General features: G+C 45.9%; 15 protein-coding genes. 6 read left to right on the forward strand and 9 right to left on the reverse strand.

The genetic code is table 11. The features are described from left to right. The first annotated feature begins 1 nt into the window (after position 1). Positions 2-589: a GNAT family N-acetyltransferase gene (locus ACYTPF_RS10510; RefSeq protein WP_179985039.1), complete on the forward strand. Its 588-nt coding sequence runs from the start codon at positions 2-4 to the stop codon at positions 587-589. 91 nt (positions 590-680) lie between these two features. On the opposite strand, the gene ACYTPF_RS10515 is transcribed toward ACYTPF_RS10510, so the two are convergent. Continuing rightward, the gene (locus tag ACYTPF_RS10515; RefSeq protein WP_461852172.1) at positions 681-1,901 is read right to left on the reverse strand and encodes a polysaccharide deacetylase family protein; all 1,221 of its coding nucleotides are present in this window, start codon (positions 1,899-1,901) and stop codon (positions 681-683) included. A gap of 121 nt (positions 1,902-2,022) precedes the next feature. Here ACYTPF_RS10515 and ACYTPF_RS10520 point away from each other — a divergent pair, with 121 nt between their 5' ends. Continuing rightward, positions 2,023-3,369 carry an MATE family efflux transporter gene (locus ACYTPF_RS10520; protein ID WP_461852173.1) on the forward strand — a complete coding sequence of 449 codons (1,347 nt, stop codon included), beginning with the start codon at positions 2,023-2,025 and terminating at the stop codon, positions 3,367-3,369. A gap of 87 nt (positions 3,370-3,456) precedes the next feature. Here the strand turns inward: ACYTPF_RS10520 and ACYTPF_RS10525 are convergent, their stop codons facing one another. The 5 genes from ACYTPF_RS10525 to nfuA form a co-directional block, all read right to left on the reverse strand. Continuing rightward, complete coding sequence (locus ACYTPF_RS10525; RefSeq protein WP_461852174.1) at positions 3,457-4,149, reverse strand: class I SAM-dependent methyltransferase; 693 nt, start codon at positions 4,147-4,149, stop codon at positions 3,457-3,459. 205 nt (positions 4,150-4,354) lie between these two features. Next, positions 4,355-4,738, reverse strand: coding sequence for a VOC family protein (locus ACYTPF_RS10530; RefSeq protein WP_461852175.1), 384 nt, complete (start codon positions 4,736-4,738; stop codon positions 4,355-4,357). Positions 4,739-4,813: 75 nt separating this feature from the next. Then, the gene (locus ACYTPF_RS10535) at positions 4,814-5,521 is read right to left on the reverse strand and encodes an aspartate/glutamate racemase family protein (RefSeq protein ID WP_461852176.1); all 708 of its coding nucleotides are present in this window, start codon (positions 5,519-5,521) and stop codon (positions 4,814-4,816) included. Positions 5,522-5,725: 204 nt separating this feature from the next. Next, positions 5,726-5,956, reverse strand: a complete 231-nt coding sequence (locus tag ACYTPF_RS10540) for a hypothetical protein (RefSeq protein WP_461852177.1) — start codon at positions 5,954-5,956, stop codon at positions 5,726-5,728. 45 nt (positions 5,957-6,001) lie between these two features. Then, positions 6,002-6,580: a Fe-S biogenesis protein NfuA gene (gene nfuA, locus ACYTPF_RS10545; protein WP_118491185.1), complete on the reverse strand. Its 579-nt coding sequence runs from the start codon at positions 6,578-6,580 to the stop codon at positions 6,002-6,004. Between the two features lie 161 nt (positions 6,581-6,741). Between nfuA and ACYTPF_RS10550 the strand changes: the two genes are divergently transcribed. Next, on the forward strand, positions 6,742-9,399 hold the full coding sequence (locus ACYTPF_RS10550) for a M14 family zinc carboxypeptidase (RefSeq protein ID WP_461852178.1): 2,658 nt from the start codon (positions 6,742-6,744) through the stop codon (positions 9,397-9,399). 58 nt (positions 9,400-9,457) lie between these two features. Here the strand turns inward: ACYTPF_RS10550 and ACYTPF_RS10555 are convergent, their stop codons facing one another. Then, on the reverse strand, positions 9,458-10,171 hold the full coding sequence (locus ACYTPF_RS10555) for a ComF family protein (RefSeq protein ID WP_461852179.1): 714 nt from the start codon (positions 10,169-10,171) through the stop codon (positions 9,458-9,460). 99 nt (positions 10,172-10,270) lie between these two features. Here ACYTPF_RS10555 and bioH point away from each other — a divergent pair, with 99 nt between their 5' ends. The 3 genes from bioH (at position 10,271) to ACYTPF_RS10570 (ending at position 12,539) form a co-directional block, all read left to right on the forward strand. Next, positions 10,271-11,080 (forward strand): pimeloyl-ACP methyl ester esterase BioH, encoded by an 810-nt coding sequence (bioH, locus tag ACYTPF_RS10560; RefSeq protein ID WP_461852180.1) that lies wholly within the window; start codon positions 10,271-10,273, stop codon positions 11,078-11,080. Positions 11,081-11,256: 176 nt separating this feature from the next. After that, on the forward strand, positions 11,257-11,574 hold the full coding sequence (locus tag ACYTPF_RS10565) for a hypothetical protein (protein WP_179985029.1): 318 nt from the start codon (positions 11,257-11,259) through the stop codon (positions 11,572-11,574). 14 nt (positions 11,575-11,588) lie between these two features. Then, complete coding sequence (locus tag ACYTPF_RS10570; protein ID WP_461852181.1) at positions 11,589-12,539, forward strand: putative metalloprotease CJM1_0395 family protein; 951 nt, start codon at positions 11,589-11,591, stop codon at positions 12,537-12,539. A gap of 164 nt (positions 12,540-12,703) precedes the next feature. On the opposite strand, the gene ACYTPF_RS10575 is transcribed toward ACYTPF_RS10570, so the two are convergent. Together ACYTPF_RS10575 and ACYTPF_RS10580 are read right to left on the reverse strand one after the other, a co-directional pair. Continuing rightward, a complete protein-coding gene (locus ACYTPF_RS10575; protein ID WP_461852182.1) occupies positions 12,704-14,482 on the reverse strand; it encodes a C1 family peptidase in 1,779 nt (592 codons plus the stop codon). A 62-nt stretch (positions 14,483-14,544) separates the two neighbouring features. Beyond that, positions 14,545-14,676, reverse strand: a complete 132-nt coding sequence (locus ACYTPF_RS10580; RefSeq protein ID WP_461852184.1) for a hypothetical protein — start codon at positions 14,674-14,676, stop codon at positions 14,545-14,547. Between the last annotated feature and the right edge of the window lie 55 nt (positions 14,677-14,731).

Genomic DNA, 14,731 nt, shown 5'->3' on the forward strand with positions numbered 1-14,731 from the left:
TATGGAAATAGAAATTAGGCAAGGTGTGGCATCTGATGCCGCGCAAACTACGCCGCTCATATTGAACGCGGCGCAGTCATTATTAACGTCTATTTTTGGACATAATAAGAATAAAACAGCCGATGGTTACCTTGCTCATGCTTGGGAACTCGGCGGCGGTCAGTATGGTTTCAACAATCATTGGGTGGCATGCAGTGGTGACGAAGTGCTAGGCGTGGTAACTGCTTGGCATAGCAAACTGGGTGCTGCATTTGATAGAGCAACTCTAGACAGCATAACGTCATATTTTACGCTTGATGAAGCTATGACAGTACTCATGCGTAACCAAACAGTAGCGGTAAACCTTACACCCCCCACCAATACAGAGCTTATGATTGGTCATCTTTCAGTAGAAGAGAGTGCACGCCGTACGGGGGTAGGCTCAATGCTGGTAGATACAATGCACGCACGAGCGGAAAAATTGAAAAAACGTAAACTTGTGCTTGATGTTGAAGTGTCGAACGTGTCGGCTATTCGTTTTTACCAACACCACGGGTTTGAAGAAGAGTCGATAAATAAAGGCTTTATAAGATTCGCCCGTAACGTTTAGGTAAACGTTTTCTTATATAAGCGCGAGCTCATTGACGATAACTCGCGCGAGCCCACATTAGGCAAACTCCAAGTTAAAATTTTTAATTTACTTAGTCAGGATAATTGCCACTTTCATCTGCTACAAAGAAAGGCGTAGAGTACCAATAATACCGGCCAGCTTGAGTATTGGATGGTGCTGTACAGTTAACCCGTGAACGTCCTACGGGAAGTGCCTTATCTAAGGTGAACGAAAGCACCTTACCTTCAAGATTTGTCTCGATAGTATCGCCCCCAAAAAAACAATTAACCTGAGTAAGGCGCACATCGTCACTGTCTATCGTCAAGCTTATGGGTGAGGACAAGGTTCGTGTCGTCATGCGAGGGTTTTCGCGTGTACTGTGTGTTACTGGCATTGCTAGGCTATTTAGCTTGGTCTTAAGTGTTGCAAGGTTGGCGTAAGGCCCCGCTGCTGGAAACCGTGGAAGCGCTTGCATGTTGCTATTTGGGCCTACAGCTCCAGAGTGTTGACCAAACCCAATGTAACCTTCTGCTTCGAGCTTATTAGCAAGCGCTGTGTTGTACTCCCCAAATGGGTACGCTAGATATCTAAGGCTTATATTTAGCTTGTCTTTTATCTTCTTTTCAGCACTTTCTACGTTTTCCCACACTTTTTTCAGCCATGCGCGCTCGCCCATCATTTGCTCACCGTTTAGCATGTGAAGATGATCTAGCGTGTGATTGGCAAAAGTAACACCGTCGTTATGCATGGCAATCACTTGGTCCCACGTCAGCTGCTTCGGGCCTACACCGATTTCATCGGGGTTGATAAATACCGTGTACGGGAAACCTAGGTCAGCCAGTATTGGGTGAGCATTGTGTAAGATATTCGCGTAACCATCGTCAAACGTGATAGCCACTGCTTTTTCTGGCAGTGTTTTGTTGTCTTGTATAGCTGAAACAACGTCCTGAATCGACACCACAGTGTGATGTGCATCTAAGTATTCCATATGCGATTTAAAAGCCTCAGGCGAAATGCTAGTGCTGGCCGGTGTAGATGAAGACACGTGGTGATAAAGCAAAATGGCCGCGTTAGGTATGGTGCTAACACTCATTTTGCTGGTTTTAGCGCCTTGCTCTTGCGTGCGGTGAGACTTATTAGCATTGGCATTCAAATCAGTTGCAAAGCCAGGTGAGCTTAACAATACACAGAAAACGCCCGCAAGCATTGAATATAAAACTTTCAAACTCGTGGATTGCTTTGTTCTTTTTTGAATTAGGTAGTTGTTTTTCATATCTTCATCCACTGAGTGCCTGATTAAATTAAATAGCATGGTAAACTCTCAAGAAGCAGAGCTTAACTGTCTATTACGCAGATAGACAAGTTCACCTTTCACTAATGTTGATGCATAGCCTGTTAGTATATAGCGAAACCAATCTTTACTGAGATCATTTATGTCCCGTGCCGAAGTAAGCCAGCGCTCCTTTTTTGACGACCATACCCGTCTGTTGGCGCTAGCGCTTCCTATGATCCTAGCGAATGTTACCACGCCTTTATTGGGCTTAGTGGATACCGCAGTTTTAGGGCACATGTCATTGCCTGCTATGCTTGCTGGCGCTTCGGTAGGCGCACTTATTTTAACGCAAATATACTGGGTATGCGGGTTTCTTCGCATGTCTTCAACAGGCTTAAGTGCGCAAGCGAAAGGCTCGCCCAATAATAGGTTAGAATCGGCCAAGGTATTGTGGCAAACGGTGGCTGTGGCCTTATTGTTAGGTGCAGTCGTACTGGTTCTTCAATCCCCTATCCTTTCTATAGGGTTAACCTTAACTCAACCTAATAACGAAGTAGCCCTACACCTTCAAAGCTATTTTTCTATGCGCGTATGGGGCGCGCCTGCTGCCATGCTTAATCTTGCGTTGGTAGGATGGCTAGTGGGGCAGCAAAAAACGCGCAGCGTTATGACGATTCAAATTGTGGGCAATCTACTGAATGCTGCACTTGATATAGTATTCGTATTTTCACTGAATATGTCAGTAGCAGGTGTGGCATTAGCCAGTGTTATTGCTGAATATACTATGGCCATAATGGCGTTAATGGTGGCATTTAAACACGTTGGCGGTGTAGCGGTTAGTGCGTCTTGGTTTAACCGTGCGGCCCGTAAGGTGCTAATGAAGTTAAACGGTGACATGTTACTACGAAATCTGGCACTGCAAGGCTGCCTAGCGTTCCTCACTATTCAAGGGGCCCGTTACGGTGAAACGTCGGCGGCAGTCAATGCCATACTTATGCAGTTCTTTGTTTTAATTGCATTGGGGTTAGATGGTATTGCCTATGGAGTTGAAGCGCTGGTGGGTGAAGCTAAAGGGGCGTCAAACAGCGATGAAGTAAAGCGACGCACCTATCAAGGGCTAGCCTGGTCAAGCTTGTTTGCCCTCATATATAGCCTGATATTCTGGTTATCAGGTGAAGCCATTGTCGAACTGCTTACTGAGCATGGTGACATCGTAGACGCAGCGCTACCTTATCTTGGCCTAATGGTATTACTTCCTTTATTAGCCCACTGGTGCTTTTTGTACGACGGCGTGTTTGTTGGTCTTACTCGAGCAAGTGCAATGCGAAATACCATGATAATAAGTGCGTTAGGTGTGTATTTCCCTGTTTGGTACCTCATGCAAGAACAAGGTAACGTTAGCCTGTGGTATGCCCTACTCGCCTTTTTACTCGCTCGCGGCGTAACACTGGCGTGGAGTTTTTATCGTTTAGATAAACGCGATGAACTAGCGGCATCGCAAAGCTAGCGTTTTTAGAGCGTATCGTTGACCTTATTTAAGGAAAGCGTGCCTAGCACGCTGCTTCTTTAAGTCTTCCTGATGCATTATTCCGCTTTATTTTTGCTCTGTTCTTTTTTGCACAATGATAATAGTGTGTAGCTCGGGGTGCTGATCAAATTCAACGTGGCGAATAAATCCGCCAGCTTTCATCAATATTTCCAAATATCTATGTAGCCCAAGCGAGGCGTAGTAGACTTCTGGTCCCATCACCTTATTTGTGTGCTCTCCACTTTCACCCGTGCCACCGCAGCTAAAAAGTAACACGCCCTCATCGTTTAAGTGATTCATTAGCTTCTTTAGCAAAGGCTCTTGCTGCGTCAAAGGGATATGCCAAAAGCTATCCCAAGCGCTTATGAAGGAATAGTGCTTAGTTAATGTGAATGTGCAAACGTCGGCGCAATAGAAGGTGTGGGCAGGTAACTGCGACTTAGCTATAGCCAGCATATTGTTAGAAACATCGATGCCCTCGTACGTTAGCCCATTACTTTCGATAATGGGAACAAAGCGGCTGGTACAGCCGCATCCAATGTCTAGTGCGTAGCCGTATACCTGTATTTTTCTTTCACTGTGCGCATCTCCCTCATTAGGCGCTCTAATATGCACTTTATCCTGCTCTGGTTGTGGGGCGTGTGGCAGAAATGACAGGGCTTTTTGATAGGCAGTTATGCCATTTTTCTGATTAAACCCGGGTCGAGTCCAGCGATGAGTAATAGTGTCGTAGGCCTTGCCAGTTTCTTCAGGAGTCATATGCTATCTGTTAGCTGAACTTTTGCTTCTTTAAGGTTAATTCATCTAGCAAAAATGTATAGTGGGAAGTGTATACAAAGAAGTGTATGCAGGGAGGGGAAAGACGCTACCTGCCTTGGTCATAAACTGCCAACAGATAACGCCTATACTTTTTCGCATTATTTCAACCTATTAGGCTGCTCGACATAAAATCAGGATTAATGCTTTATTTTCTTACTATGTGCGTGGCGCAGAGTTTATTACCGGACGGGTCTCGCAGGTAAGCAAGGTATAATTGGCGTTCGCCATTTCCTCGAATGCCTGGTGGGTCTTCACATGGAACTCCCCCGTTCTCGCTTCCAACTTTATGCCATTCATCTACAATATCTGGTGTACGCGCTGCAAGACCAAGGGTTGTTCCATTGCCGTGTGTCGCTTCCTCGCCATTAATTGGCTTGGTTAGGGCTAAAATACCTTTGGGCGTGTAGTAAAATACGCGTCCATATTCATCAAAAACGCCTGGCTCGTAACCCAATACACCTAAAATAGCGTCATAGAATTTTTTTGACGCTTCAAGGTCGTTTGCACCTAACATAACGTGGCTAAACATAGTTGTGTCCTCTGAAAATAGTAGGGGAAACCCCCTTTTATCAAATTAGGTTACTCGTGCTCTGCTCTACTTTATTTATTGCCCTAAAGCGAAGTCTACCGCGGCTCTAGCATGAATAGCGGTAGTGTCGTATAACCTAATCTTGGTATGCTGTTGTTGCACTAATAACGCAATTTCGGTGCAGCCTAGGATAATGCCTTCAGCACCCTCGGCCGCAAGCGCGTTTATTACTTCAATATACGCCTCACGAGAATCAACACAAATCACGCCCTTGCATAATTGTTCATAAATAATGTTATGAATCGTGTCTCGTTGTTGCGCATTTGGAATAACAACCTCAATATCAAAAGCCTCTTCAAGACGGGATGTATAAAAGGTTTGCTCCATGGTAAATCGTGTACCTAGCAGCCCGACCTTTTTAACTTTGTTTTGCTGCAATACACGGCCCGTGGCGTCGGCAATGTGAATAAGGGGGATACTGATATTTTGCTCTATCTCAGCCGCCACTTTGTGCATGGTATTGGTACAAATTAATATTGCTTTTGCACCCGCTGCCTCTAAATGCTTTGCCTCATGAATTAAAATGTCGGCAGTTTTATCCCATTCGTCCTTATGTTGAAGCTGCTCTATGTGAGCAAAGTCAACGCTGCTTATAAGCATGGGCGCACTGTGCAGGCCGCCAAGCTGTGCGTTGATGCTGCGATTTATAGCTTGGTAATAACTGACCGTAGACTCCCAACTCATACCGCCAAGCAAGCCTAACTTCTTTAGTTTGTTTTCCACGATTTGGCTTCCTTTTTCAAACACTAAGCACAAACGCTAAGTTACCGACAAAATGCGTCCGCTACTAGTGGCAGGAAGCTGGCAAGTCATACAAAAAACAAATTATAACAATGTTATGTTTTGGTGGCTTAAACAGGTGCTCTTGCGCTTCGTGAGTATTTTAATACGAAAAAGTGGCTGGAATTGAGTAGATAAGTTCAATGACTAGAACTTAGGCGGCGGCTTCTTATTTTTTATCAACGAGAAGCGCTGAATGAAAATGCCCCAGTAACCCAACATGGCAATAGCAAAGCCAAGAAATAGCACTAAAAGGCTTAGGTAGCGCAGCGCGATATGAAATTCGCTAAGGGTAAACAACAGCAAGACGCCGACAACGAAAATAGATAAGCCTATTTTGAATCGTTGCCAGCTCTTGAGTGGATCTTGCGTCAGCATAAGGGCAGCATTGTACTGTGCACCTAAATAAGCGCAGTATTGCGCTTAGTAGTAAGAGTGCTCACCGGCTTGGTGTTCAGTTGCATCGCGCACGCCTTTAAGCTCGCCAGCAAACTGTTCAATCATTTGCTTCTCGATACCTTCTTTAAGCGTAACGTCTACCATTGAGCAGCCATTACAGCCACCGCCGAATTGAAGAATAGCGTAGCCATCATCAGTTAACTCGGTAAGTACAACATTACCCCCGTGGCTCGCTAGCTGCGGATTGATTTCTGATTCGATCATGTAGTTGATTCGCTCGACTAAAGGGGCATCGTCGGCCACTTTGCGCGCCTTAGCATTAGGCGCTTTAAGTGTTAATTGTGAGCCCATTTGATCGGTAACGTAGTCAATTTCCGCCTCATCGAGGTAAGGCGCACTTTCTTCGTCTACCACGGCATCGAAGCCGTTAAACGTAAGGCGAGTGTCTGTTTCTTCGACAGCGTCTGGCGGACAATAGGACACGCCACACTCAGCTGACGAGGTGCCTGGGTTTACGACGAATACACGAATATTCGTGCCAGACTCTTGTTTACTCAGCAGTTTTACGAAGTGAGCCTGGGCTTCTTCTGATATAGTTATCATCAGCAAGTCCTACATATTTTGAAAATTTAGATTATTGTATCAAATTTACCTGAGTAAAACAGTCAGGTATTAATTAAATAAATAATTCCAATGAATCGAATTTGTTGAGAGTGGCGTACACCGCTATTACTCTCAACCATAACAACAAGACGGGAAGCGCTATGTTAGCGAAACTAAAAAACTCCGCCAAAAAGAACCTATTAACACTCGCTTTATTGTTGGCGCTTGGCTCTATCGGTCTTGGGGCGACGACCAGCCAGCAAGCATTGGCACAGCCAGCCTTATCATCAGTGGTTAGTATTACCCCTGATACAGGTGGGCAGCCAGTTACAGCATACTTACCTGATACAGTATCCTACAACCCAGCTATTCCTACGCCTGAATCTGTACTTGGTTCCAACATTGGTGAGTGGCACGTACGTCACGACCAAGTCGTAAACTATATGCAGCTTCTTGCCGAGAAGTCTGACCGCATTACCATCGAAGAAACTGGCCGTACCCACGAAAATCGCCCGCTTTTACTTATGACTATCACTGCACCGTCAAACAGAAACAACATTGAAGTCATGAGGCAGCAGCACATTGATGCCATGGAAAGTGGCAAAAAAGTAGGTAACGACGCTCCACTGATTTTTTACATGGGCTACAGTATTCACGGTAACGAACCTTCCGGTACCAATGCTTCGCTAGCGCTGGCTTATTACTTAGCCGCCGCTGAAGGCGAAGAAATCGATGCCTTGTTGAACAACAATATTGTGCTGTTTGATCCATCTTTCAACCCCGATGGACTCTCTCGTTTTGCTCAGTGGGCAAATATGCACAAAGGCAAGCAGTTAGTTTCTGACAGCCGCCACCGTGAACATGACGAGGGGTGGCCGTCAGGCAGAACAAATCACTACTGGTTCGATTTAAATCGCGACTGGCTATTGCTGGCGCACCCAGAGTCGCAGGCACGTATTAAACAGTTTCATAAATGGCGGCCACATATTCTGACCGATTTTCATGAAATGGGCACAGACAGTACCTATTTCTTTCAGCCCGGCGTACGCTCGCGCAAAAACCCCTTAACGCCAGACGAGAACGTCACCTTAACCGAAGCGCTTGCGCATTATCACGCGGCTGCATTTGACGAACAAGGCGAGCTGTATTTTACCGAAGAAGCATTCGACGATTTCTACGCTGGTAAAGGGTCTACCTATCCAGATTTACACGGAAGCGTGGGTATACTGTTTGAACAGGCCAGTTCGCGGGGACACATGCAAAACTCTATAAACGGCAAGCTTGCTTTCAAAGACACTATAGCGAACCAAATTACCACGTCTCTGAGTACCTTTAGAGGCGCGTTGGCAAATAAGGCTGCAATCCTTGATTACCAATCGGGCTTTGTGAAGAGCACGCAGTCTTTGGCCAAGCAAGATGCACAGGCTGGATTTGTGGTAAGTGCATCGAATGATACCGCTCGTTTTAACGCATTTATCGCATTACTTGAGCAGCATCACATTTTATATGAAGTGCTTACAGAGAACTTCGATGCGAATAAGATTAGCTACAAGGCTGGGAGGGCAATATTTATCCCTACTAACCAACCTCAATACCGCCTAGTAAAATCAATTTTTTCTACGCAAACATCATTTGAAAATAACACCTTCTATGATGTTTCAACGTGGAATTTAGCTATGGCATTTAACTTGGACTACGCGGCTTTAGACAAGGGCGATGTGCGAAGCCTTGCGCTAAGTGACAACTCTGCTCTAGCACAAGCAACACTTAATAATATTCATGAAAACGCTTATGCCTACGCGTTTTCATGGCAGCACTATTACGCGCCCGCCATGCTTCAAACTTTACTGGAAGCCGGTGTGAAAGTGCGAAGCAGTGAAAAAGCGTTTTCCGCTATTCAATACGACGGCAAAAACGTTGACCTTCAGCCCGGTGGTATCGTGGTGCCTAAAGGTTTGGGGCAGCCCGAAAACTTAGTAGCCATTTTGAGCAAAGCGCAGCAACAACTTCAAGTACCTGTGTTTAGCTTGAGCAGTGGATTAACGCCGACAGGTAATGATTTAGGTAGCCGAAGTATGGCGCCAGTGGGCTTACCGCAGGTATTAATTGTAGGGGGTGAAGGGACGAGTGAATACGAAGTAGGAGAAATGTGGCACTACTTCGATACAAAAGTCGGCTTATCAGCAAGCATTGTTGAGCAACAACATCTATTAAGTGCGCTTAATGACCCTAGCATCACATACACTCACATTCTATTTCCAAGCGGTCGCTATCGCTTTACAGAGAACGACAGAGCGAAAATTGAAGACTGGGTGAAAGCCGGTGGCGTGATTGTAGGCCAGAAATCTGCACTGCGTTACTTCGCTAAACACAAGTGGCTAGATGCGGACATTATCAGTAGAGAGACGATAGATAATGCCTTCGATGAAAGCGATTTAAGCTACGAAGACGGCTCGTCCCTCTATGCCAGAAAGTTGGTGGCTGGCGCTGTATTTGAAGCGGATATTGATAATACGCATCCACTTTTTTATGGCTATAGCGATGACACGCTACCTATGTTTAAAACGAACAATATGATCGTGGAAGCAAGTAGTTCGCCGTTTGTCACACCAGCACGCTACACCGACGAGCCCCTTGTGGCAGGGTTTAGCGATAAAAGAATGGTTGCGTTAATGGCTGAATCGACCGCGGTGACAACTCAGAAGATGGGACGTGGTGTGGTCATTGGTTTTACCGACAATACGCAATTTAGAGGCTACTGGTACGGCACGAACAAAATGCTAGCTAATGCAATTTACCAGTCGCATTTTATCCGTTAAATCAGTTTATGAAGCGCGGTGCATGCCGCGCCTAACAGCGCATTTTTCTATATTAGCCTTACGCCTTTAGCAATAAGCTGCTTTTGGGTGGCGGCGTAAATACCGCTGCCCACACTTGAATCTGTATATTTGGGTAGCGCTGCTTAAGTCTTTTACTTAATGTGTTTACGGTCACACCCGTAGTAAGCACGTCATCCACTATCGCCACGGTGAAATCGCTGCGATCTTTATTACCGTGCGTCGTTGCTATCTCCTCATCGATACACTGCTTAGATAAATTAAATACACGGCTTGCGTTCTCTGCTCTGGCCAGCTTGGATAAGTGGTGCTGCACACTAAAGCCTTTGCGGCTAGCCCACGCTTGGTTAATGGGTATACCTAATTCGCGGCTTAAGCTTTCACACAAAAGCGTAGCTTGGTTGTAGTGACGCTTTGCAAGCCTCCATGCACTAATTGGAACCGGAAGCAGTACATCTGGCACTGATAGAGTGCACTGTCGCTTTTTATGGACAAACCAGTTACTTAATACTTTCCCTGCCGTCAGTGAGTGCGTAAACTTTAACTGGTGAACCAGCGATGACATGGGCCATGTATGGAGCCCGAGCACGGATAGTGCGTCGTAGTGGCTATGCTTGACGTGGCCTGCCACAGGGCCGTATTGAAGTAGGTTACTCCCATGTAATGAGGCTTCGAAAAAAAACATGTCATCTTCACACCAGTGACATACTGGCGTAGGACTTGCCTGATAACATAGCAAGCATGAAAGGTTCATAGTGTTGATTCCATCAACTTCCTTGAATTGTCGAACGTCGACCTATTTTCATCATTTCGTGTTCCCTCAAAAAACACGTTTCTGCCTAAGGAGGTGTAAATGGAAATTTTGCATACAAATGGCGAGCTTGTCACCCGTACTCAGGGTACAGGCGTAGATGTTGTATTTCTTCACGGTTGGGGTATGAACAGCGGCGCGTTCACATCCTTTATCCCTTACCTTAGTGATAGTTTTCGCGTTACCACCATCGACCTTCCTGGGTTTGGAGAAAACGCGGAAATCGTGCCTTCACCTTACAATGTTGAGTCCCTTGCCCAAGCTATTGTAGACAAACTGCCAGACCAGTGCGTGTTGGTTGGATGGTCACTAGGTGGATTGGTAGCTCAAAAGCTCGCGTTATTAGCACCAGAAAAGCTTAATGGACTGGTTACTATTGCTTCAACGCCTCGTTTTATAGCTGGACCTTGCTGGCCAGGCATTGCGGCTGATTTACTTACTATGTTTGAAACACAGCTGGAGAAGAATTACCAAAAGACACTCGAACGCTTTTTGGCAATTCAGGCTATGGGTAGTGAAACGGCAAAGCAAGATATTAAGGCAATAAGAGAGCAGGTCACTCAATTTCCAGAACCCGCTGAGGAAGCGCTTAAGAAAGGCTTACGTATATTGTCTACTGAAGACATGCGACACGATGTAGGACGCATAACTACGCCTACATTACGATTGTATGGCAGATTAGATAGTTTGGTGCCGACCAGCGGTATAGACCGAATTTGCGAGCTCCATCCGCAAGCTGATACCGTCGTACTGCCACACGCCTCCCATGCACCGTTTATTTCTCATCCTCAGCAAACCGCCGATATTCTATTTCGTTTTGCTGCGGGAATTTACCAACAGAAAGCGTCTTGATCTAACGCCTTAACAGGGCTTCAAACTGCTATTAATCAGTGGCTTGAAGCTTTTTCCTTCGTTACAGCTAATTAAAAGTCGCCTGCTTACAATAAGTTAATGGCAGTGTGTGATACATGTCTTTCCATTTGTGTGAAATTGGTCAATAATTGCACATGAGAGGTTAGGGGTAGTGTATGACAAATATTGATGGTTTAAGTGCAGGCTCTGCATTTGCAGCGGCTCAGTATGGGTTACAAAGTGCAAGCGACGGCGTATCGCAGGCAGCGGCAAATATTGCTCAGCGCACAGCTGAAGATGCGATTGCACCCGCTCAACCTACAGTGGCTAGCAGCGAAACAAACAACGCTTCTTCTAACTCCGCTTCTAGCACTACGCGTTTAACCGACGACTTAATTGCGCTTAATGTAAACGAGCGTAATGCCCAAGCTTCTGCCAAAGTTTTAGGGGTGGCCGACGAGATGCTTGGCACTATCATTGACGTATTGGCTTAAGTGGAGCTGGTACGGTGAATATAGTAACGCCAATCCTTAACGCCATTGCTTATCCCACGGCGAACATAAATACAGAATCTGCCCGTAGAGATAACGTGCAGCGGGAAACTATTCCCCAAGCATCAGACTCCCAGCAAGGCGCTTCTCAAAAAGGTTTAGGTTCTGAAACTGATAAGGCTAAAAGCCCGGGTCAGCCGCCAGCTCCTGTCACCTACGAACGTCCTCAAATACAAACCGAGCTTCAAGCCGCTTTCCAAAACGTGTTTGGGCAAGAAAAAGACAATGCGCAGGACGAGAGTGCAGGCAAGCAAGACGCGAAAGACAGGCAGCAACAGCAACAAGAGAAGCAAGATGCTTCGGAAATTGAACAGCTAAAAGCTCGCGATCAGGAAGTAAGAGTTCACGAGCAGGCGCATGCGGCAACAGGTGGGCAGTACGCTGGTGCACCGCGATATGAATACACTACAGGCCCAGATAATAAGCGCTATGTTACCGATGGCGAGGTGTCTATTGACGTCTCAGAAGAAAAAACGCCAGAAGAAACGCTGCAAAAAATGGAACAGGTGCGCGCCGCAGCGCTCGCACCAGCTGAGCCTTCTTCGCAAGACTTAAAAGTGGCCGCAGAGGCATCTCAAAAAGCGACAGAGGCGCGAAGTGAGATTGCTAAAGCGCAAGCTGATAACCCACCAACAGTGGAATCTATTACAGAGCAGACTCCAACTGATAGTGTCGATACAGTTTCAGGTATTGAAACTATCACTGAGTCCGAAATTAACACTGGCCCAAGAATAGGAGCGGCGGCAGACGAAGTGTTGGATAGTGCGTCTAACCCCGCAAACGCTATATCTTCGCAGGGGTTAGAGGCAAATGCGCCTGACGCCATGCAGACAAGAATAGGCCGCATTCAAAATGCTTATCTGCAAGCTTACACCCCGTTAAGAGAAGGTATATCTCTCCAAGCATAATAGCCGGCTTCAAGCATAATAGCGTCAAGTTAGCGCTGGCTGCTTCACATTACACCAACAATTTAGCTTACAGAATAAATCACGATCTAGCCCAAAAAAACTGCGAGCTAAATCGCAAGAACGGCACTTTCATTTATGCAAAGGCTTCTTCACATCAGCAAGCCTCAATAATCTAATATCGCCTTTGTAAACGGATATTTAGGTGTACCGCCAGTGATATCTGAAAGTACCGAGTTCATGGTATCTACGTCGCTATCAAATCCACCGTGGGATGTAGCTGCCGTCGCATCACCTTCTTTTCCTTCGCTGTATTCAAACGTTACGTTAGACAGCGGCTGATTAAACACTGCCATACCTAATAATGGCATCTCCGGTTTAGGCTCAAATGCATTTGATACTAAATAAAGTAATGATTTTTGGTAAATACGCGCCACGTGATCATCTTTTTCTAATGCTTCGGATAAGTTGTAAATCGTGGTCGACTGGATATGTTCTCCCTCTATAAACTCCGAAAGCTTTTCGTTAAATAGTGAGTAGCTAATGGCTGGGGCCATTAAATGCAGGCTTGTTACTTTTATATTTTCATCAACTTTGAATAACCTCGATAGACTGTGTGCATGAAAAATAGAGCCTGCCGAATGACCCACAACATGCAGCTGTATCCTTGGGTTGTTTTTAAGATAGCCAGCTAACTTGGTCAAAAAGTAGGTGCCGTCGGACGTGGTACGGGTAAAAGGCGTGCAAGCGTCTGATTTCATTTCACGCCACAGTGCGCCGCCCACTTTACGTGTCGCCCATTCTAAAATGCGATCGGTGTAGTCGGTAAATGCCCCGACTTTGGCGCTAATTTCTTCATTCTTAAAGCCCAAAATGTCCTTTAGCTCTTCAAGCATGCCTGTGTCATACATGAAGTGAATGGGGTACACATCGTTTTTAAGAAAGGTGTCTTTCATGGCGGCAATGCGTTTAGCCGAGGCTTTAATGCTATTTAAGCCGCCGTGCGCGTACAGCATTACATGCTGATGATTACTGTCAGAGAGCTTTTCAATAATGGTATCGACGTGGTTTTTGTTGCTCCAATATTTACTTTTAGTATCAAAGTGCCCGTCATCAAAATGGACGAAGTGATCTTGAATACTTACTCGTGGTGTAGAGCGAGAGAACAGCCCCTGTGCGATAGAGCGCGTAGCCTGATGGTAGGTACCCGTACCTGAAATAGGAAGTGCGAGTTGTACCACCCAAGCATCCATAACATTTAACGCCCAGTCATCGTATCGCCAGAGTGCCAGCCCTGACTTTTTCCAATCCGTACCCCACGAATTTTGAATCCAAAAGCCTTCATCGTTATAGCCAACAATGGCGAACGCATGGCCTCCCATGGGCTCAGGCCTTAATTTTATCGCGTCGCCCTCGGCGTCTTTCCAGCCTTCATGTATTCTTGCTGACACAAAAATAACACCCACTTCATTAAGTGCAGCATGAAAATCGCTAATTTCCCGTTCAAGCCGGTAGTATGCGCCAAGCCTATGATTACTGGCGTTATCAGCTATGGCGAGGGTCATTTCAAATTCGTTGCTGTGATTAATATCTTTTGTCAGAGAGTCGCTGCACACCCCACTGTTATACCAGCCTTTAATAGCGCCGCGGCAACTCGAACCGTCATAGGCTTCGCCCAACCATTCATCGTGACGCTTTGCCATGGCATAAAGCATCCATGGGCTCACGGTATGTTTTCGGCCTTGTTGGCGATAGATAAAATTTATGGTGGCGGCCAAGGCAAAGCCTGTACAGGCGCCGTCTTGGCCTTGGTCTAATATACCCAAGTTACCCGGCGGATCGATAAAAGGCTTAAGCGGGGAGAGGTTGGGTTGGTAATAGCGATCCCGAAGGTCGGGGTAGTCTGCGCTGACATTTAGCATGCTTTCTGAAACAGGTAAGTTCATAACATCATCCTCTGATTAGGGCAGGTGATCTTTGCTGTAGAGCTAGATGAAACACGCGTACATCAAAGGTCGTTGGCCGTTAACTCATTATGGTTGTCCGAAAGTACTGCCTGGAAAAAGGCTGAGGTCAAATGAGCAACATTACCTTCGTTAAACGCTACTAACATACGAACTTCGGTTTCGGTGTGACCCACACCTTTTCATTGTTTCGGTATCTTTAACTATACGGATTGGTATTAATGCTTTTTA

The organism is Alteromonas sp. HB246098 (assembly GCF_054890645.1).

What these genes read in the sequence shown, in the direction of transcription:
- ACYTPF_RS10530 (WP_461852175.1), bottom strand. Translation starts at nt 4,738, where the DNA reads ATGTTTAGCCACGTTATGTTAGGTGCAAACGACCTTGAAGCGTCAAAA.
- ACYTPF_RS10575 (WP_461852182.1), bottom strand. Translation starts at nt 14,482, where the DNA reads ATGAACTTACCTGTTTCAGAAAGCATGCTAAATGTCAGCGCAGACTAC.
- ACYTPF_RS10510 (WP_179985039.1), top strand. Translation starts at nt 2, where the DNA reads ATGGAAATAGAAATTAGGCAAGGTGTGGCATCTGATGCCGCGCAAACT.
- ACYTPF_RS10540 (WP_461852177.1), bottom strand. Translation starts at nt 5,956, where the DNA reads ATGCTGACGCAAGATCCACTCAAGAGCTGGCAACGATTCAAAATAGGC.
- ACYTPF_RS10520 (WP_461852173.1), top strand. Translation starts at nt 2,023, where the DNA reads ATGTCCCGTGCCGAAGTAAGCCAGCGCTCCTTTTTTGACGACCATACC.
- ACYTPF_RS10565 (WP_179985029.1), top strand. Translation starts at nt 11,257, where the DNA reads ATGACAAATATTGATGGTTTAAGTGCAGGCTCTGCATTTGCAGCGGCT.
- ACYTPF_RS10555 (WP_461852179.1), bottom strand. Translation starts at nt 10,171, where the DNA reads ATGAACCTTTCATGCTTGCTATGTTATCAGGCAAGTCCTACGCCAGTA.
- ACYTPF_RS10515 (WP_461852172.1), bottom strand. Translation starts at nt 1,901, where the DNA reads ATGCTATTTAATTTAATCAGGCACTCAGTGGATGAAGATATGAAAAAC.
- ACYTPF_RS10525 (WP_461852174.1), bottom strand. Translation starts at nt 4,149, where the DNA reads ATGACTCCTGAAGAAACTGGCAAGGCCTACGACACTATTACTCATCGC.
- ACYTPF_RS10550 (WP_461852178.1), top strand. Translation starts at nt 6,742, where the DNA reads ATGTTAGCGAAACTAAAAAACTCCGCCAAAAAGAACCTATTAACACTC.
- bioH (WP_461852180.1), top strand. Translation starts at nt 10,271, where the DNA reads ATGGAAATTTTGCATACAAATGGCGAGCTTGTCACCCGTACTCAGGGT.
- nfuA (WP_118491185.1), bottom strand. Translation starts at nt 6,580, where the DNA reads ATGATAACTATATCAGAAGAAGCCCAGGCTCACTTCGTAAAACTGCTG.